Annotated in this window: 19 protein-coding genes; 9 read left to right on the top strand and 10 right to left on the bottom strand. The window is 36.3% G+C overall.

Annotated features, from left to right (window positions below; translation table 11 throughout):
• Positions 1-199: 199 nt before the first annotated feature.
• A complete protein-coding gene (locus GQS55_RS18105; protein ID WP_159821848.1) occupies positions 200-982 on the bottom strand; it encodes a substrate-binding periplasmic protein in 783 nt (260 codons plus the stop codon).
• A 268-nt stretch (positions 983-1250) separates the two neighbouring features.
• Complete coding sequence (locus GQS55_RS18100; RefSeq protein ID WP_159821846.1) at positions 1251-2894, bottom strand: methyl-accepting chemotaxis protein; 1644 nt, start codon at positions 2892-2894, stop codon at positions 1251-1253.
• Between the two features lie 317 nt (positions 2895-3211).
• Here GQS55_RS18100 and GQS55_RS18095 point away from each other — a divergent pair, with 317 nt between their 5' ends.
• Positions 3212-4390: a multidrug effflux MFS transporter gene (locus GQS55_RS18095; RefSeq protein ID WP_159821844.1), complete on the top strand. Its 1179-nt coding sequence runs from the start codon at positions 3212-3214 to the stop codon at positions 4388-4390.
• A 32-nt stretch (positions 4391-4422) separates the two neighbouring features.
• On the opposite strand, the gene GQS55_RS18090 is transcribed toward GQS55_RS18095, so the two are convergent.
• Both GQS55_RS18090 and GQS55_RS18085 read right to left on the bottom strand, forming a co-directional pair.
• Positions 4423-4812 (bottom strand): ArsR/SmtB family transcription factor, encoded by a 390-nt coding sequence (locus tag GQS55_RS18090; protein ID WP_159821842.1) that lies wholly within the window; start codon positions 4810-4812, stop codon positions 4423-4425.
• 100 nt (positions 4813-4912) lie between these two features.
• A complete protein-coding gene (locus tag GQS55_RS18085) occupies positions 4913-5944 on the bottom strand; it encodes a permease (protein WP_236559693.1) in 1032 nt (343 codons plus the stop codon).
• 468 nt (positions 5945-6412) lie between these two features.
• Here GQS55_RS18085 and GQS55_RS18080 point away from each other — a divergent pair, with 468 nt between their 5' ends.
• The gene (locus tag GQS55_RS18080; RefSeq protein WP_236559692.1) at positions 6413-7507 is read left to right on the top strand and encodes an XdhC family protein; all 1095 of its coding nucleotides are present in this window, start codon (positions 6413-6415) and stop codon (positions 7505-7507) included.
• A 16-nt stretch (positions 7508-7523) separates the two neighbouring features.
• Here GQS55_RS18080 and yrfG read toward each other — a convergent pair whose 3' ends face one another.
• Positions 7524-8192 carry a GMP/IMP nucleotidase gene (gene yrfG / locus GQS55_RS18075; RefSeq protein WP_159821840.1) on the bottom strand — a complete coding sequence of 223 codons (669 nt, stop codon included), beginning with the start codon at positions 8190-8192 and terminating at the stop codon, positions 7524-7526.
• Between the two features lie 67 nt (positions 8193-8259).
• On the opposite strand from yrfG, the gene nudE reads away from it, so the two are divergent.
• The gene (nudE, locus tag GQS55_RS18070) at positions 8260-8832 is read left to right on the top strand and encodes an ADP compounds hydrolase NudE (protein ID WP_159821838.1); all 573 of its coding nucleotides are present in this window, start codon (positions 8260-8262) and stop codon (positions 8830-8832) included.
• Positions 8833-8842: 10 nt separating this feature from the next.
• A complete protein-coding gene (gene cysQ, locus GQS55_RS18065) occupies positions 8843-9679 on the top strand; it encodes a 3'(2'),5'-bisphosphate nucleotidase CysQ (RefSeq protein ID WP_159822995.1) in 837 nt (278 codons plus the stop codon).
• 130 nt (positions 9680-9809) lie between these two features.
• Here the strand turns inward: cysQ and GQS55_RS18060 are convergent, their stop codons facing one another.
• The 4 genes from GQS55_RS18060 to GQS55_RS18045 all read right to left on the bottom strand — a co-directional run bounded on the left by GQS55_RS18060 (position 9810) and on the right by GQS55_RS18045 (position 13091).
• Positions 9810-10037: a YheU family protein gene (locus GQS55_RS18060; protein ID WP_159821836.1), complete on the bottom strand. Its 228-nt coding sequence runs from the start codon at positions 10035-10037 to the stop codon at positions 9810-9812.
• Positions 10038-10142: 105 nt separating this feature from the next.
• The gene (locus tag GQS55_RS18055; RefSeq protein ID WP_159821834.1) at positions 10143-10271 is read right to left on the bottom strand and encodes a DUF3149 domain-containing protein; all 129 of its coding nucleotides are present in this window, start codon (positions 10269-10271) and stop codon (positions 10143-10145) included.
• A gap of 68 nt (positions 10272-10339) precedes the next feature.
• Positions 10340-11080, bottom strand: a complete 741-nt coding sequence (locus tag GQS55_RS18050; protein WP_159821832.1) for a tetratricopeptide repeat protein — start codon at positions 11078-11080, stop codon at positions 10340-10342.
• Between the two features lie 88 nt (positions 11081-11168).
• Positions 11169-13091: an ATP-binding cassette domain-containing protein gene (locus tag GQS55_RS18045; protein ID WP_159821830.1), complete on the bottom strand. Its 1923-nt coding sequence runs from the start codon at positions 13089-13091 to the stop codon at positions 11169-11171.
• A gap of 169 nt (positions 13092-13260) precedes the next feature.
• Here GQS55_RS18045 and GQS55_RS18040 point away from each other — a divergent pair, with 169 nt between their 5' ends.
• Positions 13261-13464 (top strand): YheV family putative zinc ribbon protein, encoded by a 204-nt coding sequence (locus tag GQS55_RS18040; protein WP_159821828.1) that lies wholly within the window; start codon positions 13261-13263, stop codon positions 13462-13464.
• 176 nt (positions 13465-13640) lie between these two features.
• Here GQS55_RS18040 and GQS55_RS18035 read toward each other — a convergent pair whose 3' ends face one another.
• Positions 13641-14009 (bottom strand): PH domain-containing protein, encoded by a 369-nt coding sequence (locus GQS55_RS18035; protein WP_159821826.1) that lies wholly within the window; start codon positions 14007-14009, stop codon positions 13641-13643.
• Positions 14010-14514: 505 nt separating this feature from the next.
• On the opposite strand from GQS55_RS18035, the gene GQS55_RS18030 reads away from it, so the two are divergent.
• The 4 genes from GQS55_RS18030 to GQS55_RS18015 are packed head-to-tail and all read left to right on the top strand — an operon-like array spanning position 14515 to position 21281.
• Entirely contained in the window at positions 14515-16869 is a 2355-nt protein-coding gene (locus GQS55_RS18030; RefSeq protein ID WP_159821824.1) for a TonB-dependent receptor, read from the top strand.
• 11 nt (positions 16870-16880) lie between these two features.
• Positions 16881-19034 carry an FAD-dependent oxidoreductase gene (locus GQS55_RS18025; protein WP_159821822.1) on the top strand — a complete coding sequence of 718 codons (2154 nt, stop codon included), beginning with the start codon at positions 16881-16883 and terminating at the stop codon, positions 19032-19034.
• Positions 19034-19879 carry a DUF547 domain-containing protein gene (locus GQS55_RS18020; RefSeq protein WP_442872161.1) on the top strand — a complete coding sequence of 282 codons (846 nt, stop codon included), beginning with the start codon at positions 19034-19036 and terminating at the stop codon, positions 19877-19879. Before GQS55_RS18025 ends, GQS55_RS18020 begins: the two co-directional genes overlap by 1 nt.
• Positions 19866-21281, top strand: a complete 1416-nt coding sequence (locus tag GQS55_RS18015; RefSeq protein WP_159821820.1) for an ABC transporter substrate-binding protein — start codon at positions 19866-19868, stop codon at positions 21279-21281. The genes GQS55_RS18020 and GQS55_RS18015 overlap by 14 nt, the downstream gene beginning before the upstream one ends.
• The last annotated feature ends 38 nt before the right edge of the window (positions 21282-21319 follow it).

The raw sequence follows: 21319 nt of genomic DNA, 5'->3' as shown, positions 1-21319 counted from the left end.
GCGACATAGGTATGGTTACGCAATTTAGCGAAATATTTGACTAAACCAAACATATCTTGCTGCGTTGAATGACTAAACTCATTGGTTTACGTTTTGTTATTTTGTCTTCCAGGTAAGCTTATTATGTTTTAATTGAGGCAGTAAATTAATTGCACTACCTCAATATTACAATCAATACTTATGCATAAGGAACGTTCAATTATCCATTATCTTTATTGATCCAATTACCCCTAACTTTAAGCCATGACTTATATTCTTTTTCACTATAACCGCATGATAAAAATAATATTTTAACTTTACCTTCATCAATAAATTTATCTATGGCTGAATCAAGGCGTTTAGCAATATTGATTACTCGCGGGGTTTTATTGTAAATAGTATGAATTGTTTTTGTCATTAAAGGGGGTTTCATCGGGTAAATACAGTTTTGTTTAAGTTTTTTTGGGGGGGGCAAGTTGCAGTGTTTATTAGCAAGTGATTCTGTAAATATTGCGTATTGCAATCTACCTTTAATTAATAAATCAAATACTTTCTCAGAGCTACTCTTATGATAAATATTCGTAAAACCAATTTCTTGAGCTATTTGCTCGGCGAATGATTTCGTGGTGACCCCCACGATGTCTTGGTGTTTATTAATATCTTTAAGCGTCAGGCTATGTGGCTTTTGAGAATATAAATAAAGGTTATCGATAGTTAAAGGCTGACTATAATAACTAAAATTTTCACGTTCTTCGGAATAATATACACCTATTAATGCATCCAGTTTTTTTTCTTTAATAAAGTTCAAACCTCTTAACCATAAATCTTCTTTTGCATCTAACGTAATGCCTTCACTTTCAGCCGCTAATTTTAGAAGTTGCCAATTAAGCTTGTATGATCGTGATAATTTTAAATGATCGTCATGATTTACATATAAAGCAACTGATAAGGTTTCAGCAAAACTAAGAAAGGGGAAAAAGAATAGAAAAATAAATAATTTCATAAAAAATAAGTCAGTTGAATATTAAGGTCAGTTAGTAAAGGTCTAATATAAATAGACGCGTTATGTACCTATTTTTTATTTTATTAAACATCACAATATAGTTGTTGTATTTGGATTATATTATAAAAAATATAATAATTTCAACTGTATAAGGCTGAAAACATAGTGGTATGTTTTTAGCCTTCATATAGATCAATTTATTAGCAATTCAAGTGAAGACAAAGTATAAATACGATGCCTTATTGATGAGGTGGATACTTATTTTCTTCTAAACTTTAAAATAGGAAATTTGAGTTTTTAATTGGCATGCTAAATCATTTAAAGAGTGAGCAACATTGTTGTTTTTCTCTAATGAACTACTCGATGCATCGCCCATATCAGCGACACTTTTCATGCCTTCATATAAATCGTCTATAACAATAATTTGCTCGTTTGAACCACTGACAACTTTCTTTACATTCAATAATGAATCATTAGCTTTATTCTCTATTTCTTTCAATAATTCAACAGAGCTAACACCTAGGGCAAGACCTCTTTCAATTTTAGGTAACGTTGATTGCATAGCAACAACAGAGTCTGCAGTTTCTTGCGTTATTTCAGTTAACATTGATTCAATTTCTGCGGTGGCAGAGCCTGTACTTTGCGCTAGTGTTCTTACTTCATCGGCAACTACGGCAAACCCTCTGCCTGATTCTCCAGCTCTTGCTGCTTCAATAGCGGCATTCAATGCTAATAAGTTCGTTTGATCAGAAATACCGCTAATAACCGTAATAATACCGCTGATATCTTTAGTTCGTTGTTCTAATTTTTGTAATTTATCAAGGGCAATACTAACGGTTTCTAACACCATTTTAATTTCTGTTGCCGTTGCATTAACTGATTCACTGCCAGCAGTACATGAATCTAAGGTTTCTGTAGAGTTTTTTTCTGTTTGCACAAGTAACTCAGAGACAGCATATGTTTTCTCTCTCATATCGTTTAAATTATCGGTGGCTGCTGTCGTATATTCTCGTTGTTGTTGTACTAAAGACAATATTTCAGAAGAGCCTAATGAAACAATATCAGTTTGTACATTCATATCGGTAGCAGCATTAGCAATATTGCAAATTATTTTTCTTAATTGATTTTGTGTTTTTTGCAAAGAATATAAAACACTATTTTCATACTTTGCTCTGATTTCTTGAGTTAAGTCACCTTCGGCAACTTTATACAGTAATTTTGCAACATCTCTAGGTTCACCATCGAGTGAAACTTTTAAAGCTGTTGTTATACGATAGACAATTATTCCGCTAATAATGAAGGCTACTCCTGTTAGCGCTAGCATAAGCCCTGCAAAGTTTTCAGCGGTTTCTTTAACAAGGGTTGTTGCTTCTTGATTTTCTACTTCTTGGTAATCGATAAACTGATTAATAGCATCTAACCATTGGGTAAAAGCAGGTTTTACTGACCCAAGTAAGATTAATTCAGCTTCTTTTTGTTTACCCGCTTCTATCGCAGCAATAACATTACGTACCAACGGCATAGTGTTCTTTTCTATATTTTTAATATTATCCAGGATGATTTGTTCCTCAGGCATTGAGTTATTTATCATCATATTATCAAGTGGCACTTTGGAATCATTATAGAAAACTTCTAAACGTTTTATATTACGTAGGGTACTTTGCAGTTCATTGTCATTTTTAATTAAAACGACATCACGAATAGCAATAGATCTATCATGAACACTCCCGCGGAAGTTTATAGCGTAACGTTGTTTCATTGAATTTTTATCAGTTATTAATGTCATCGATTCATCAATAGTATTAACACTATTAATCCCTACGATGGTAATAATTATCATCATGAAAAGTACGATGCCAAAGCCCATCATAAGACGAGATTGTACGGTAGTGCGAGAGTAAAAATCAGCCATATATTTTCCTAAAATAGAATTTTTTAAGTATATTAAACTGAGTTTTTAATACCTAAGAACGTCTCAACAGTATAATCGAGATAAATGAATAAGCTACAGCAACCATAAATAAATACAACTATTAATAAGCTAATCGGAAGTAAAAAACTAACAAGGTAAGTCTTTGGACTTCATCTATTTTACACAAGCTTATGTTGACTCAGTAGTAAGATAAGTTATGCACAGGATACAATCTTTGTTAATTAAATTTATCATAATTACCTTCTGCTCGGAACGTCAATATCTTATACTACGCAGTCATCATTACTGAGACTTATATGACAAATAAACAACTTTTACCGCTATTAATTCTAATGGTTATTTTTAGCCCATTAGCCATAGATATATTTTTACCTGCTTTACCTATTATGGCTGAAGAATTTGTTGTGCCAATGACACAAATTCAGTGGAGCGTAACAATATTCATTTTAAGTCTGGGGTTTGGCCAGCTAATAAGTGGACCATTAGCTGATCGCTATGGTCGTCGTCCAGTTGCTATGGTTGGTATACTTATTTATGGCTTGGCTTCACTTGTTTCTGCTTATGCAGATAGCTTAACCTTTTTTCTTATTGGTCGTTTATTGCAAGGGATTGGTGCATGCGCAATAGTTGTTTCAGCTTTTGCCAGTGTGCGTGATAAATATAACGCGATTGAAAGCGGCGTTATGTATTCTTATTTAAATAGTGCCATATGCTGTATTCCTGCACTAGCGCCATTGTTAGGTAATGTACTAACTGAGTCTTTTGGCTGGCGTAGTAACTTTGAATTTATGACAGGCTACGCTGTATTTGCCGGTATTATTTTGTTTTTTACGCTTAAAGAAACCAGGCCAGTACATACAGCACAACATAAAAAACTTATCTCCATGTCCCATTTTATGCCAGTGTTGAAACATCCCGTATTTCTGTTTAATGCCTTGGTGGTTATGTTATCAATGGCAATTATTATTGCTTATGTTAGTAGTTCGCCGGCGTGGTTAATTGTTAGATTAGGTTTAGATCAGCAAAGTTTTGTATTTTGGTTCAGTTTAAATGCCGTGATTAATATTGTTGCTTGTTTTCTGGCACCTAGAGTTTTAATTAAATTTGGCGCAAGAATAACTATAGGTTTAGGAATGGTTTTACTGGCTATTGCTGGTTTGTTAATGCTAACTTTATTAGACTTTCAAACACCTATTGCCTTTATGTTACCAATAATGGTTAGCTCACTTGGTTTTTCATTATTAATGGGGGCTTGTGCAGGTCAGGCGCTTGCACCTTTTGGTGAAAAAGCAGGTTCAGCCTCAGCATTGTTAGGTTTTGTGCAAATGAGTGGTTCAGCGGTGATTGTGTATTTATTACAGTTATTACCGTTAAACGAGGCGGAACAATTAGCGTTGTTGATGCTTACCATTATTCCTGTGTACATTATCTGGAAGTTGCCTCGTGTGAAAACACATATCATGTTGGATCATTAAACTATTTAAATATCGGCATAACGGATTTCAGCTTAGTTATTTGCCGATATCCATTCATCACTGTTTGCACCAACAACACATTCACCGTTATCTCGCATGGATAAACGCAACATACAACGTTTAGTGACATCAGAAAAATTTTCTTCTGGCAAAAATTTCACTGAATCTACTAAGGCTTTACAATGTAAAGCGGTTTGCTCGTTTAACGTATAGTAAACCCATTTACCTTGTTTGGTCGGTGTAATTAAACCGGCTTTGTGCAGCATTTTAAGATTGCGAGAGACGTTATATTGCGTATCACCAATAACATCCATAGCTTCAGCAACATTAATTCTCTGATCTATATGGACTAAAAGCCAAAATAAACGTAGTCGAGTAGGGTCTGATAAAGCTTTTAGTGCATCAATATACTTCTCATCCATCAGTTAATAACCTTTCTGATTGCGTTAAAATAATATAAAGCCATTATACCAACTCTCACAGAAAGGCTATATCTAAATTTACTTACTTACTTTTTTGACACTAGACTAGGTATTGAAAAATTACGCCACCCAGAATAGCAGTAGTAAGTACAATAAAAACAAATGCTACAACGGCTTTTCGTTTCAGAACAGCCGACACAAGCGCTATTTCAGGTAAACTTGCACCTGTACCACCAATAATTAATGCTAAAGCTGGGCCTAAGGCCATTCCTTTAAGAATAAGAACACTTAATAATGGGATTGCCATCTCAATACGTAAGTAAAGTGGCACACCAATAACCGCGGCGATTATAATTGATTGTAAATCACCTCCGCCAACATACTTTTCCACTAATTCTGCCGGTAAATACGCAGCAGACAAGCCACTAATTAGTGCGCCTAATAATACATAAGGCACGATCTTTTTGAATAAGGCTAATGCGAATCGTAATGCTTTGTGGATTTTTGATGGTTCAACTGATTCCATAAACATGGTTGCAGATGAGTCACAATTCATACTTATTGAATTAATCGATGGCTGTGTTTTTGACTGAGTAGCACAACTAGTAGAAGTAGGGCTAGCTGCAGCACATGCACTTGATGTTTGAACTGCTCCACCACAACTAGGCTGTGATGTAGGTCCTTCTAGTTCTTCACCGCGTTTGATCTCATTTCGCCAAGGCGATTTAGAAATCAACCATCCACCTAAAACAGCCGCAGTAAATGTGATGACTAAATAAATAACCGTTATTTTTAGTCCAAAGGTTGCATAGATCATTGCTAATACAATGAAGTTACATAAAGGGGCCGAAATTAAAAAGCTTAATACTGTACCCAGTGATGCACCCATTGATGCCATGCCCATTGTAACGGGCACCACAGCAGCGCTGCAGAAAGGGGTTAACATGCCAAAGCTTGCGCCAAGTAATGATCCCCATTTTTCATGCTTAGTTAATTTTTTTTGCAACTTATCTTGTGGAATGTATTCACGCATGAATCCCGTAAGAATAGAAACAACAGCAATAATAAGGACTAAAGCGCCCCCGACATGAGTAAACTCATTTAGCGCGATCATTAATTTTTCAGTATTCAAAATATTATCTCAAGTAATTGTTTAAACTGATGGATACAATATTCACATATGCGCTTTTGTGCTAGTATTATTTTGTGGTGTTACCAAATTAAGTGACTTAACATGTGTTTTTTACTCGCTACTACTAACAATGTTTGAGTCTATTAAATAATAAAATCAAGGGTGTAAAAGCAGTTTCAGCGTTGTGTAATCTAGATAAAGTCCTTTGCAGATAACCGTTTTAATAATTAATTTTATTTTAGTTACTTGAGCTTAGATCTTATGGCGGTTAATCGTAATTATATAGCGCTTGGTCGTTTACCTTTGTGTAATTTGGCATAAGCAGTTATTCTAAGCGCTCAAAAATATCAGGCAATTGATTCTGCAACAATCAATGATTATTAATGCGCAAAAATATGACATTGCAGTAGAAAGGAATATGCCATTATTATCTTTTAAATCAATGTCAGTTTAAGTTTATAGGTTGGAATGAACATTAGTAACCATTTGTCACATTTGTTAACTCAGTGGTATCCCAATAAGGATAATTGCGATTGGGTTTTAGCGACTATTTATAAAACTGAAGGTCCTTGTTATCGAAAAGCGGGTGCTATGATGTTATTTAGCAGTCAAGGTCATCAATTAGGGATGTTAAGTGGTGGCTGTTTAGAGTCTGACATCGCTGTTACTGCACGCAAAGTCATGCAAACGGGTGTAACAAAGTTACTTTGTTATGACGGTTCAGATGAAGATGATATGTCATTCCACTTAGGTATTGGTTGTGGTGGTACCATTTATATTATGTTGGAGCCAATTCATGCTGATAATAACTATTTGTCGTTAATTGATGTCTATGAAACACTTAATAATCGTATCTCTGGGTATCTATATCAGCGTATTGTTGATGATAATATTGACTCTAAAGCGTATTTTGAAGCTAAAAGCGTTACTGATATAGCTGAAACAGCTGCACTCATTTCAGCATCAAGCTTTGCCGTATCAAAAAATGAAAGCACGTCTCATAACTCAAGCACGACCAATAATATACTTATTAAAGATAAGGCTAATTGGTTAGCGACACCTATTATTCCTGAGCCGCACTTACTTATTGTTGGCGGTGGAATTGATGCTAGACCTTTAGTTAATATGGCAAAGCAGTTGGGCTGGCAAGTTTCCTTATGGGATCCTCGCCCAGCGAATGCACGAAAAGAATACTTTGCGAATGTTGATTACCTGATTAAAGGTGAGGCTAACGTTTTAGCGACTTTTGTTGCTGAAAAAAACGTGAATGCTGCGATCTTAATGAGCCATAATATAAGTATAGATGCACATGCATTACATGCATTACATGCTTTAGCACACTCAAACTTGCAATATATGGCTTTACTTGGTCCAAAAAATAGAAAGCAGCAAGTGATTATGCAAGCGAATATCAAAGAAGCTATATTGCCTTTTGTATTCGCAGGTCCATCGGGTCTTGATATTGGTGGAACATTGCCTGAAAGCATTGCATTGTCGATATTAGCTGAGTGTCATGCACATTTATTCAACCGAAATGCACAATCATTTAGTCAAGTTGTATGACAGCTTTCATTGATGACTAAATAATATCAGCAATAATATTTCTATAATCTGTAATGTAAGAATAGCCCTTTAGGTGAGTTTCATTAAAGCTGGGTAAAGTAGAGTCTGGATTTGCGACAGCCAGTAAGTGCTGTATACCAAATTTCTTAGCGCTATTTAGAATTGTTAAACTATCATCTACAAATAATGTTGAATCATTATCAAACTTCAAGTCGGCTTGTAATTTTTGCCATAAAACTTGTGATTCTTTAGTTGCACCATAGCGATGAGTTGAGATTAATACATCAATATGCTGATCTAATGCTGTTCTTTCAACCTTTAGCGACAAACTGTCAGGGTGAGCATTCGTTAATAACACCACTTGTTTCTTTGCTGCTTTAAGCGCTGCTAAAAAGGGTAATGTATCTGGACGTAGCGCAATTTTATGTTGTATTTCTTTCTTTAATTCAACAATAGGTAAATCAAGTTTATCAGTCCAATAATCTAAACAATACCACTCAATTTCTCCCGATACTTTACTGGTTTCAACATGTAAATATTTTTGAGCTTCAACTAAGGAAACATTGTGTGCTTGAGCGTATTTTGATGGAATATGGCTATGCCAAAAAAAATTATCGAAATGTAAGTCTAATAAAGTACCGTCCATATCGAGTAGAACAAAGTTAATTTTTTCCCAATTGAGCATTTAGAGGTTCCATAATTGATGTTTATCGTGTCATTATAGCGTTATGTAGAACGAAATACGCAAGCTTATGATAGGGAAAAATAAATTACCAAAAATCAATAGTCGAAATCAAGTGGCGAAAAGTCGTTTGTTTACTATTGAACAGCTTGAACTAACCTTTAGTAATGGCGAAGAGCGTCAGTATGAGCGCATGGTTGGCTCTGGAAATGGTGCGGTTATGATAGTGCCTATGCTTGACGCTGATACTATATTATTAGTGAGAGAATACTGTGCAGGAACTCATAGCTATGAATTAGGTTTTCCTAAAGGATTAATTGATCCTGGTGAATCACCTGAACAGGCAGCTAATCGTGAGTTACAAGAAGAAATCTTTTATGGCAGCAAGCAACTGAAATTCCTTTCCCAAGTGATGATGGCTCCCGCTTTCTTTAACGCAAAAATGGATATCTTCGTTGCTAGTGATTTATACCCTTCAATGCTTGAAGGTGATGAACCTGAGCCATTAGATGTTGTTCCTTGGCCAATTAAAGACTATAAAGCGTTATTACGCCAACCTGATTTTCAAGAAGCTCGTAGTATCGCTGCGTTAATGTTATCAGTTGATTACCTTTCCCCAAGCAAGTTATCCAATCAGGATTAGATATATGAGCATGAGTAACGAAAAGCTATTAAGTATTGCCTTAGAAAGCGCTAAAAAAGCGGGTGTTGAGGTAATGAAGTATTATCGAGATCAAAGCTTCACCGCGAACATGAAGTCAGATAATAGTCCAGTGACGAGTGCTGACATCGCTTCTAATGATATTTTGATGGATCAATTACAAACGTTAACGCCAGATATTCCTATTATTTCTGAAGAAGTTGGGACTGTTCCATTAGCACAGCGAAAAAACTGGCAACGATATTGGTTACTTGACCCTATTGATGGCACGGGTGAGTTTATTATTGGTAGCGGTGATTTTGCGGTAAATATTGCATTAATTGAAAATGGTTGGCCAAGTATTGGTGTTATTCATGCGCCTGATCATTGCTTAACTTACTACGGCCAAAATAATCTAGGCGCTTTTAAGGAATGTAACCTTAAAAATAATAATAGTAGTCATCAAATTCATGTTGCAGAGTATCAAGAGTCTCGTCGTATTAAAGTGGCAATTAGTAAACGTCAACGTATAGAATTAATGGGACAATACTTGAGTAAAGAGTTTGATTTTGATCATATTGCATTAGGCAGTTGTTCATTAAAAAACTGTTTAATTGCTGAAGGTGGTGCTGACTGTTACTTGCGTATAGGTGTTACCGGTGAGTGGGATACAGGGGCTAGCCAATGTATTTTAGAGCAAGCAGGTGGCACTATTATTGATAGTGAGTTTAACCCCCTTACTTACAATAAAAGAGATAGCTTACTTAACCCCGACTTTCTTAGCTTAGGAAATCAAAACATTCCTTGGAAAAAAGTCATTAAAGCCCATAGAAAAGTTTATAGTGATTAATACTGGCGATAAGGCTCTGCATAATTAACAGTAGTGATTATTTACGTTAGCGATTTCTTGCCGTTATCCTGCACCTGAACGTGGCCTAAACTTGATTTAGGATCTCAATTGCTACAATGATCGTTGAAGATTAACTTTCTTCTTGTTTAAATTGATCACTTGGAAGAATGTTAACGCTTTCATGTAGTTCAGAGTAAACCAATACTGCACTACCTTGTTTTAACTGTAATTTCACTTGTGCTATTTTATCTTCTTTACTGGTATCGATAGCACCGTAGTCGGTGCCTTCGCGTAAAATAAATTCTTCAATAATTGCGTCTAAAGTGTCTACTTGGATTTGCTCTAATGGAATAATCATTTGTTACTTTTGAGGAAGGTCGTACAGTGAGAAAAGCTATTGTACGACATTGATCTCAATTACTCTATCGATTAAAAAACAGATTACTATCCTGAAAGTTAACGATTAAGAGTCGTCCTTAATATGTTTAATAAAGTAATAAACGTAAAATGCACAAATCCCTAACACAATAGCTAAGCCGCCAATAGAAAACATCACAACAGGATCATTCTTAAGCATGGTAATAAAATTCATAATTAACTCCTTATATTTATCATTGGGTTTAGTATAGTAAACCCAGAATAATTATAAGGTGATGTAGATCAATATAAATCGTTCTTTTTAGCCATTTCTGCTTTTAGGGTTTGTTGCTCAATAATCTTACTGTAAATTTTATTCGCTTTTTCTACTGCTGCGTCTATTTTTACTCTAGATAATTCTCGTTCATCAAGTATGCGGCTGGTATTAGCATTAGGGTAACTATTCCAAGAAGCGACGGTATTCCATACAAGAGACATTTCGGTGCTTTTTTCTACCCCTTTTCCTTCACTATAAAGTAAGGCAAGGTTAAATTGTGCCAACGCGTGATTTTGATTAGCGGCATTTTTATACCAACGAGATGCTTTAAAGTCATCTTGATCGACACCCGTACCATTCGCATACATAACAGCTAAATTAAATTGTGCGCTTGATAAACCTTTTTTGGCTGCTTTGTAGGTTAATTCATATGACTTCTTTAAGTCCTGTTTAACTAACTTACCTTCGCTGTAAATTAAGGCAAGTTCGAATTGAGCGTCAGAATCATTTTGTTCTGCGGCTAATTCAAATAACGCTAAAGCTTTCATACCATCTTTAGGAACGCCATAACCATTTTGATAAACAAGTGCCATTTGGTACTGCGCAGGAGCATAACCCTCTGCTACCAAGGGACGAAATTGCTCAATAGCAGCATGAAATTCACCACGGTTCAATTCGTAGATCCCTTGTTCAATATCATTAGCCTGGCTTAGCGTAGAAAAGCTACTTGCCAGTAAAAAAATTAATGTGCCTGTAAAATTTCGCATAATTTTTCTCTTTAATATTTTTCATTAATATAAGTGTTATTACACAGAATAAACCTGAGTTTGGCCTAACTAAGTGTAGCTCAAATTTTTAATTTGAAGACATGATTTCTTCAATTTTTTCTGCTATTTCTAGCCAAAGCATTTCATGCTCTTCTATATTGTCTTTTAAATTAGCTTGTAGCTTGAGTTGTGTTGTTAATTCTTTTTTGCGCTCAGTTTGATATATATCACTGTCACTAAGTAAAGCCTCAACTTGCTCTAACTCTTTTTGCCATTGCGCGATTTGCTTCTCTAATTTATCTGACTCTTTACGTAATGGACCAGACTTCTTTCGTAATTCCGCTTGTTGTTGGCGCAACTGTTTTTTGTCTAAGCCTTTATCTTCATTATCACTGTCATTAGACGTGTTTTCTATTTTATTATTAGTAAAGGTTTGTTTTTTGTCGTCGTTGAGCCATTGTTGATAATCATCAATATCTCCATTGAAATCAATGACACTACCATTAGCCACTAAATAGAATTCATCAACACAAGATTCGAGTAAAAAACGATCATGCGCTATTAAGATTATAGCGCCGCCAAAATCTTGCAATGCCATCACTAAAGCTTGTCGCATTTCTAAATCTAAATGGTTAGTAGGCTCATCGAGTAATAGTAATTGTGGCTTTTCTAAAACAATAAGTGCTAATACTAAACGTGCTTTTTCACCGCCAGACATATTAATAACAGCTTCAAGGGCTTGATCGCCACTAAAGCCAAACTTACCTAAAAAGCTTCTCGCTTGTGGTTCACCTAGTGCCGGCTTTGCACGAAGAATATGATCAACAGGGCTTGAACTACCGTGTAATTGTTCTAATTGATGTTGAGAGAAATAACCTATTTTTAACTCTTGAGCACAATAACGCTCACCATTAAGTAGGGCTATTTCACCGGCAAGCGATTTAATTAGTGTTGATTTACCAGCACCATTTCTGCCTAATAAACCAATGCGACTGCCAGGTACTAACGTTAAACCTACATCGTTAAGGATGATGGTTTCAGTGCTATAGCCACACTGACTCTCAGTGAGAGATAATAACGGGTAAGGTAAGTTATCTGGTTGTTCAAAATTAAAAGTGAATTGGCTATCAACATGCGCAGGCGCTAAATTTGGTAGCTTTTCTAAACGTTTTAAACGACTTTGTGCTTGTTTAGCTTTACTCGCTTTGGCTCTAAATCTATCAACAAAGGCAGTTAAGTTGGCTGCTTCTTTTTGTTGTTTTTGAAACTGTACGTCTTGTTGGGCTAAATGTTCAGCACGTTGTCTTTCAAAAGAGCTGTAATTACCGCTATAAAGCTTGGCGCGTTGATGTTCAATATGTAATATTTGATTGATCACCGTATCAAGAAAATCACGATCATGCGAAATAAGTACTAAGGTGCCAGTAAAACGTTTCAACCAGCGTTGTAGCCAAATAACGGCGTCTAAATCCAAATGGTTGGTTGGTTCATCTAGCAGTAATAAATCAGCACGGCTTATTAATGCTTGGGCTAAGTTTAAACGCATTCGCCAACCACCCGAGAAATCTTTAACAGGGTTTGTTAGCTGATTTTGTAAAAAGCCTAAACCGTGTAATAACTCTCCCGCACGCGCAGGTAAGCTATAACCATGAATGGTATCTATTTTATTGATTAATATCGCTTCTAGGTTACCATCGTCATCGAGGCGCGCTTGGTCTAATTGCTGCTCTAGTTGGCGATATTCTTTGTCGCCATCCATTACATAATCAAGGGCAGATTGCTCAAGAGACGGTGTTTCTTGCTTCACTGTTGCTATAGACCAACTGCTCGGTAAAGATAAATCTCCTGCATCAGGCGATAACTCTCCGAGTAAAGCGGCAAAAAGAGACGATTTACCACAGCCGTTACTGCCAACTAAGCCCACTTTATGGTTAGGATGTATAGTGAAACTAGAGGCTGTTATTAGGTTTTTTGCACCTCTGTCTAAGCTTAAATCGCTGGCGGTGATCAATGTTTTTTCCTTATATAAATCATGAGTGAAAAATAGCTAAAAGCGCTGATTATAAAATACCTGTGCATTGTCGCTTTTCCTGTTGCCACTATTCAAGGTAAAATAACGATTATCCAGATTATTTATTAGTTAAGTCATTTAAATAACTTATTAAGCAGGGCGATTACACATGAAAAAGCAGCAGAGAAAAAGATTTATTGCAGGGGCTATTTGCCCTAAATGTAAAGCGCAAGATACGTTAGCATTGACAAAAGAAGACGGTGTAGAAAAAGTGACTTGCGTTAGTTGTGGTGATCAAATGACACAAAGCGAGCCACAAGTTGAAGAAGTAGTACGTCAACATGAGCAAGTGATTGGTGTATTTAAACCTTAATAGGTTTGGTATTAAAAATAACGCTTGTTGGTTGCACAGGATGTGCATTCAATTCGAATTTTTACCAAAAAAGAAAGGATTACTTAGAGGGCTAAAAGAAATTTATACTATCTAGCCGTAAGTATTTCCTTTTAATGCTCTTTTTTATAATGCTAGCGCAGCATTATTATTCAAACTTACAGTAAGTAGCTTGAAATTATTTTTGATATTTCAACCATTGAAGACTTGCCTGTAAATTCAAATTTAACTTTACCAATCGCTGAAAAGTAAATTTCTAATTCAGAATCAAGATCGAACGTGCCTGATGTTTCAATAGAATACGCAACAATATTTTTGTAAGGTAATGAAGTGAAATCCTTTTTGCTGCCAGTAATCCCTTGCACATTAACGGCGATAATTCTTTTGCTGGTAAAAATAACGCCATCTCGCATTGATTTAAATGAATCAACTATTCGTTCATCATCTAACAGTAAATCATTTACTTTTTCTGCGTATTCAGCATTCTGCTTAAGTTTGAAAAAACCTTTATTATCGAAATCTATCATTGGATATCCTTTGTAATTAACACATTAGTTTAGTGATGTGTCATTGTTTGGTAAATATAAAATAAAGTTAACTCGAATAAACGGTAACGAGTCTTTGTATTTTTTGTCAGTAACAAGTATTCACTGAAATTAGTATACGTTGGTATTAGGAAATTATCAGAGAGTATCGTCTTCTTCAAGAGAGAATAACAAATCAATTATCGGCTGAAAAAATATAATAAAAAAAAGGCCTACGCTCATTACCCACATAAAACTGAGTTCTGTGTAATTTTTAAGCACCCAAGAAATAACAAAACCAATAATAAAAGAGTGAACTAGCGTTATATTGTTATTGGGCCTAAGCGCTTTGCTGCAGTTATTACATATAAGAGGTTTATGCTTTATTAATACCATTAATCAATTACAGATTGTGCATAAAGTTAGCCAACAATAATAAAAATTGAAATTTATTTTTAGTAACCTAGGTCTATTTTGTCATCATATAACGATAATTAAAAATAGAAACATGAAGTACAGCTTAATAACTCTTAGCATTCTTTTTATTCTTCAAATTCCAATCGCGAATGCTGAAGAAAAAAGTGAATCTAGCACTGAAGTAACAGAAGTGATTGAAATATCAGGACAAGCGATTAAAAACCACAATATTTCTCCTAAAAATGCCATGGTTAGTGGCCCTTTTGGAGATGACTTAGGGTTAGCTGATATTGCTCGTTCAATTACGCCTATCACTAAAGAAATGATGGAGCAGCTTAATATTACCAGTCTGCAAGATATTTTAGCGGTTAGCCCTAATAGTTATTCGGCAAGTGGTTTTGGTGCACCAAGTTTACCGACACTACGCGGCCAATTAGGTGAGTTATTTCAAGATGGTATGCGTCGACAAGCCGGTAATAATGGCTTTGGTGTACCTTTATCATTTAATTCGGTTGATCAAATAGATGTTGTTAAAGGCGCGCCAACAGTGTTGTTCGGTAGTAGCCAACGTAATGGTGGTTTTGTTAATTTACAGTCAAAAAAAGCATCTATTGATGAACGTACGGCAAAAATTAATTTAACCGCTGGTCGCTGGGATCAATATAGTGCTCAAATTGATGTTGGCGCCCCGATTGTTGAAGGTGAAAGCGGTATTCGTGTTAGCGCGGAGCATATCGATAATGGCAGTTTCTATGATTACAGTAGTTTTAAAAGCGACAGTCTTTTCACTGCATTTCGTTTTTTACCAGACAGTCAAAGTACTTGGGATATCAATTTCGAATATTATCAAGTTGAGTTCACAGACAACGCAGGGATTAACCGTCCTACACAAGCGTTAATTGATGATGGTTTATATATTACAGGGCAAGGTGTACAAAGTAATGGCAGCACTGTACCTGGTGCGGGCGCTATTGTTTCTCCTACAGGGCAAGTACAAATAAGCAGAAGTAATGTATTAACTGACCCAGATAACGAAAATGATGCAACTACCTTTTTATTACATAGCACTTACACCCGAGAGTTAAGTGGCCAAACACGATTAAAAAATATCTCGTATTACCAGCACTTAACTCGTGATGAAATTGCACAAAATAGTTTTGTTGAAATAATAGACGGCGCTCATACTGCGCAAAATAGACTAGAATTAAGTCATGATTGGAATAATGAGCAACAAACTATCTTCGCTGTTGATGTGCGTTATAACAAAGTATTGGGTTACAGCCAATTTACCACAGAAGCGGATTTACCTATTGATTTAACCGGCTCTCTTGAAAACCGCCGTATTCCGCTAACAGCAGAGCAGCAAGCTAAATTAGTTGAACTACGTTCTGGTTTATTTGTTTCACCTGGTGGCCAGTACGACATTAATGGCGACAATGTTGGTGACTTCTCATTATCAGATACAACAGACTCAACGACCTGGCAAACAGGCTTTGCCATTCAGCAAGATAGTCAATGGAGTGATCGTTTACGTACAAACCTAGGGTATCGTATTGATTTTTACGATGTGAAAGCTCGAGATCCTATCGCTCCTACAGGGCAAGAAGCCGCAAAAGATACGATTAATGAAACGCTACATTCTGGTCAAGCGAGCATTAACTATAAGCTATATTCTGATATTACCGTATATGCAGCGACTAGTTATAATCAAGCAACATCAAATAGTATGGCTGGTGGTATTTCATTAGGTGTAGATAATTTAATTAGTGCACAAAACTTTGCAACTGATAACACCCTGCATGAAGTAGGCTTAAAATATATTCCTAGCGATAGTTCTTGGTATGTTGACACGGCAATATTTAATCAACGTCGAAGTTTACGTAACCGAGATGGTAGTAACACTGGCATAGAAACGAAAGGTGTCGAGTTACAAGTATTTTATGATGCTGCACCTTATTGGTTTAATCTTGGTTACAGCTATATTGATGCGCGTTATGACAATTCAACTAGTAGCCAAAGCTCAACACAAGTAGCAGACGCTTTTGATAATTCTCGTCCAGATATCATTGAAGGTACTGGTATAGGCGCGCCAAATTTCGCGTCATTTGAACGTTCAAATCGTCGATTACAAGGCATTCCTGAACAATCATTAACACTAAATGGTGGTCGTTATATTACCGATAAATGGCAAGCAGGTTTTGCTGCCCTTTATACATCAAGTTACCCACTTGATTATTTAGCGACAGTACAAATTCGCGATCAATACACGTTAAATGTTAATTCTAGCTATACTATTAACAAACAAGCAAAACTACGTGTTGATATTAACAATATTACCAATCAAAAAAACTGGAGGCCTGTATTTGAGGGTGGTTATTTTGGTTCAACTTTGGTGTTTCCTGAATTACCTATTCACGCCAAAGTCACTCTACAATATACATTTTAAGGCAATAATTCATGTTAAAAAAATTACTCTTATTGATCATCGCGGTTACTTTGGTAGCACTATTCTTTCATTTTGATCTAAACCAACTATTAACGTTAGATGGGCTAAAAGGGTCAATGACACAATTTAACGAGTGGCGAGAGCAATCGCCTTGGTTAGTGATTGGCGGATTTTTTGTTTTATACGTTGTCGTAACTGCACTTTCATTACCGGGTGCTGCTATTTTAACACTTGCTGCGGGCGCTTTATTTGGTTTAGTAGAAGGCTTATTGGTTGCTTCTTTTGCTTCGACTATTGGTGCTACTTTGGCGTTTTTAGTCTCACGTTATTTACTGCGCGATTCTATCAAGCAGAAGTTCCCAGAGCGATTAGCTGCTATTGACGCGGGTGTAGAAAAAGAGGGTGGTTTTTACTTATTCACTTTACGTTTAGTACCCGTTTTCCCATTCTTTTTAATTAATTTATTAATGGGCGTTACCGCAATTAAATCTTGGACTTTCTATTGGGTAAGCCAAGTCGGTATGATTGCAGGTACTTTTGTTTTTGTTAACGCCGGAACTGAGCTTGCAAAAATAGATAGTTTATCGGGCATTTTATCTTTTAACTTAATTTTATCATTCGCTTTATTAGGAATATTCCCATTTATTGCAAAAGGAATCATCAACGTGTTTAAAAAACGTCGAGTATACAAAAACTATTCAAAACCTAAACAATTTGACCGTAACATGATTGTTATCGGTGCGGGTGCTGGTGGTTTAGTGACTAGTTATATCGCCGCTGCGGTAAAAGCTAAAGTAACGCTGATTGAAGCGGGTGAAATGGGCGGTGACTGTTTAAACTATGGTTGTGTGCCAAGTAAAGCCATTATTAAAAGTGCAAAAATAGCGGAACAAATTCGTCACGGTGAACATTATGGCCTTGAAAACGCAACGCCACAGTTTTCATTCAAAAAAGTAATGGCACGTGTTCATAAAGTTATCGCAGACGTTGCACCACACGATAGTGTTGAACGTTACACCGACTTAGGCGTAGAAGTTGTTAAAGGTTACGGTAAGTTAATCGACCCATGGACTGTTGAAATTAAACTTAACGATGGTGGTACACAAACATTAACTGCTCGTACTATTGTTATTGCTACTGGCGCACGCCCATTTGTTCCACCTTTACCAGGTATTGAAGAAACCGGTTATGTTACTAGTGATACATTATGGAGTAAGTTTGCAGAATTAGACGAAGCACCTAAAAAACTTGTTGTTCTTGGTGGCGGTCCAATTGGTAGTGAGTTAGCACAAAGTTTTGCTCGCTTAGGTTCGAACGTTACACAAGTTGAGATGGCAGAACGCATCATGATCAAAGAAGATCTTGAAGTGTCTACCTTCGCACACGAAGCGTTAACAGAAAGTGGCGTTAATATTTTAACATCGCATCAAGCATTACGCTGTGAAGCTCGTGACGGTAAGAAGTTCATTATTGTTAAGCATAATGATAAAGAATTAGAAATTGAATACGATGAGTTATTATGTGCAGTAGGGCGTAGTGCACGTCTTAAAGGTTACGGACTTGAAGAATTAGGTATTGAAACTAACCGTACAGTTGTGACCAATGAATATTTAGAAACCTTATACCCAAATATTTTTGCAGCAGGTGACATTGTTGGTCCTTACCAGTTTACTCATGTTGCAGCACATCAAGGTTGGTACGCAGCAGTTAACGGTTTATTTGGTCATCTTAAGAAGTTCAAAGTCGATTACCGCGTTATTCCATGGACCACGTTTATTGATCCTGAAGTAGCACGTGTTGGTTTAAATGAACAAGATGCTATTGATAAAGGTATAGATTACGAAATTACACGTTTTGAATTTGAAGAGCTGGATCGTGCAATAACAGACAGTGCTACTAAGGGCTTTATTAAAGTTATTACGCCAAAAGGCAAAGACAAAATTTTAGGTGTAACGGTAGTGTCTGAACATGCGGGTGACTTAATCGCTGAGTTTGTTTTAGCAATGAAACATGGTTTAGGCCTTAACAAAATTTTAGGTACTATCCACAGTTATCCAACATGGGCTGAAGGTAACAAGTATGCAGCAGGCGAATGGAAAAGAGCACATGCGCCAGAAACTGTTTTAAATTGGCTTGAGAAATATCACACCTGGAGAAGAGGCTAATGTTATCTGTATTACAAATAGTTAGGCAAACTATGCTTAAGCCGTTTAAACAGCCACTAAGCACTCTATTAATTGCGTTAAGTGTATTCTGTAGTTCTGTTAGTTTTGCGCAGGACATACATGAACCTTGGCAAGCATTGTTAAGCAAACATGTTAAAAGCATTAATAATGATCATAGTACAGCCGTTGACTATGCGGGATTTAAAAAAGAAGAAGTGACGTTAAACCATTATTTAACGTCATTAAGCAATATTAACCAAGCTACTTTCGATCAATGGTCAAATGCCAAACAGTTAGCTTTTTTAATTAATGCATACAATGCATGGACAGTGTCATTTATCTTAACTGAATACCCTGAACTGGAATCAATTAAAGATCTAGGGAGCTTATTTAGCTCTCCTTGGAGCAAAGAGTTTGTTTCTTTATTAGGTAAAAAGCGTAGTTTAGATGAAGTTGAACATGAATTAATTCGTGGTAGCGGTAATTACCCTGATCCACGTATTCATTTTGCCGTTAATTGTGCCAGTATTGGTTGTCCAGCTTTACGCGGTGAAGCGTATACTGAAAGTAAGCTAGAACAGCAGTTACAACAACAAACAATACGTTTTTTAAGTGATGAAAGTCGTAACAAATTAACGACCAAAGAATTACAAATTTCATCAATTTTTAAGTGGTATGGTGGTGATTTTGAAAAAGGTTTTAGAGGCACTAATTCATTAACAAGCTTTATACTGTTATATAGTGGCGCGTTGAACTTAACAGAAACACAACAAAAGTTACTAAAGATGAACCAAGTAGATATTGACTTTTTAGACTATAACTGGGACTTGAATGCCGCGCGTTAAACACTTGTTATCTTCGTTTAGCTATTTTATTACTACCACAAAGCAATTATTGATTGTTGCTTTGTGGGCAAGCCTTTTATGGGCTTTAGCTAGTGTAACGAATGTAAATGCAACCGTACCTGATGAAACTATACCTAGCGAAAGTGTACTTAATGAAACTGTATTTAATGAAGTTACACCAAGTAAAAAAGTAACTAGCATAGCTTCAAATTTACATTGGCAAGATATTGAAGAAAAAGGTAAAAGTCAGCCTGTATATTTTCATGCCTGGGGCGGAGACGCTCAAATCAATGCTTATATTCAATGGGTTGCACAGCAAGTTAAAGAGCAATACCACATTAATTTACAACATGTAAAACTTAGCGACACCAGTGAAGCGGTGAGCCGTGTATTGGCTGAAAAATCAGCGAACAATAACGCTCAAGGGAATGTTGATTTAGTTTGGATCAACGGTGCTAACTTTTCGACCATGGCTCAGCATTCTCTCTTATTAAAGGGGTGGGCGGACGAACTCCCTAACTTTCAGCTAACCGATCCTAAGAACAACCCTGCTGTTACCCTAGATTTTGGTGTGCCAACTTTAGGTATGGAATCACCATGGGGCCAAGCATCACTGACTTTTTATTACGATCAACTTGCTACGGCAACACCTCCGCAAAACTTAGCCGAACTATTAACGTGGACGAAACAGCACCCTGGACGGTTTAGTTATCCAAAGCCGCCTGCTTTTTTAGGTTTGAGTTTTTTAAAATATGCTTTGGTGGTTTTGCATCAAGATGGCCTTGCTACTTTAAAAGATAAAAACTTACATAAAAAAAGTGGCGCTAGCTATAAAAACCCGCTGTATGCACCTGCAACATCAGAAAATATCGAAGAAGTTTTACAGCCTTTATGGGCTTTTTTAGACGAATTACATCCTAACTTATGGCGCAAAGGTAAACATTTTATGCAAACTGGCGTTGAAATGCGTCGTTTAGTGGATGACACAGAATTAAGTTTAGCATTTACTTTTTCAGGCCCTGAAATTCCGGCAGCGGTTAAACGTTACGATTTACCACAAAGCATTCGTAGCTATGCTATGTCAGATGGCAGTTTAAGTAATACACACTTTGTTGGCATTCCTTACAATGCTAGCCATGGCGCAGGCGCACAACTTGTCGCAAACTTTTTATTGAGCCCACAAGCACAAGCTTATAAGCAACAAGCAGAAGTATGGGGTGATAAAACAGTGCTTATTGCTTCTACGTTAACAGCATTACAACAAAACTTATTTAAAACACAAACACCACATCCAAGTGCTTTAGCTTTTAATAGTATTACACGTACCTTAAGTGAGCCTCACCCAAGTTGGGTTGAAGCCATAACGCAAGGCTGGAAAAAACGTTATGGTGTTACTCCGTGACTGAAATAAACCGCAGTAAAAGTACTATTCAAAAAAGT

The organism is Colwellia sp. 20A7 (assembly GCF_009832865.1).
In the GTDB taxonomy this organism is placed as follows: Bacteria; Pseudomonadota; Gammaproteobacteria; order Enterobacterales; family Alteromonadaceae; genus Colwellia.
Note: the sequence above shows the minus strand (reverse complement) of the source record. Positions and strands in the feature narration are given on the sequence as shown.

Excerpts from the sequence above, each read along its gene's own strand:
- GQS55_RS18105 (WP_159821848.1), bottom strand. The coding sequence starts at position 982 with ATGAAATTATTTATTTTTCTATTCTTTTTCCCCTTTCTTAGTTTTGCT.
- GQS55_RS18100 (WP_159821846.1), bottom strand. The coding sequence starts at position 2,894 with ATGGCTGATTTTTACTCTCGCACTACCGTACAATCTCGTCTTATGATG.
- GQS55_RS18095 (WP_159821844.1), top strand. The coding sequence starts at position 3,212 with ATGACAAATAAACAACTTTTACCGCTATTAATTCTAATGGTTATTTTT.
- GQS55_RS18090 (WP_159821842.1), bottom strand. The coding sequence starts at position 4,812 with ATGGATGAGAAGTATATTGATGCACTAAAAGCTTTATCAGACCCTACT.
- GQS55_RS18080 (WP_236559692.1), top strand. The coding sequence starts at position 6,413 with ATGAACATTAGTAACCATTTGTCACATTTGTTAACTCAGTGGTATCCC.
- yrfG (WP_159821840.1), bottom strand. The coding sequence starts at position 8,192 with ATGCTCAATTGGGAAAAAATTAACTTTGTTCTACTCGATATGGACGGT.
- nudE (WP_159821838.1), top strand. The coding sequence starts at position 8,260 with ATGATAGGGAAAAATAAATTACCAAAAATCAATAGTCGAAATCAAGTG.
- cysQ (WP_159822995.1), top strand. The coding sequence starts at position 8,843 with ATGAGTAACGAAAAGCTATTAAGTATTGCCTTAGAAAGCGCTAAAAAA.
- GQS55_RS18060 (WP_159821836.1), bottom strand. The coding sequence starts at position 10,037 with ATGATTATTCCATTAGAGCAAATCCAAGTAGACACTTTAGACGCAATT.
- GQS55_RS18055 (WP_159821834.1), bottom strand. The coding sequence starts at position 10,271 with ATGAATTTTATTACCATGCTTAAGAATGATCCTGTTGTGATGTTTTCT.
- GQS55_RS18050 (WP_159821832.1), bottom strand. The coding sequence starts at position 11,080 with ATGCGAAATTTTACAGGCACATTAATTTTTTTACTGGCAAGTAGCTTT.
- GQS55_RS18040 (WP_159821828.1), top strand. The coding sequence starts at position 13,261 with ATGAAAAAGCAGCAGAGAAAAAGATTTATTGCAGGGGCTATTTGCCCT.
- GQS55_RS18035 (WP_159821826.1), bottom strand. The coding sequence starts at position 14,009 with ATGATAGATTTCGATAATAAAGGTTTTTTCAAACTTAAGCAGAATGCT.
- GQS55_RS18030 (WP_159821824.1), top strand. The coding sequence starts at position 14,515 with ATGAAGTACAGCTTAATAACTCTTAGCATTCTTTTTATTCTTCAAATT.
- GQS55_RS18025 (WP_159821822.1), top strand. The coding sequence starts at position 16,881 with ATGTTAAAAAAATTACTCTTATTGATCATCGCGGTTACTTTGGTAGCA.
- GQS55_RS18020 (WP_442872161.1), top strand. The coding sequence starts at position 19,034 with ATGTTATCTGTATTACAAATAGTTAGGCAAACTATGCTTAAGCCGTTT.
- GQS55_RS18015 (WP_159821820.1), top strand. The coding sequence starts at position 19,866 with ATGCCGCGCGTTAAACACTTGTTATCTTCGTTTAGCTATTTTATTACT.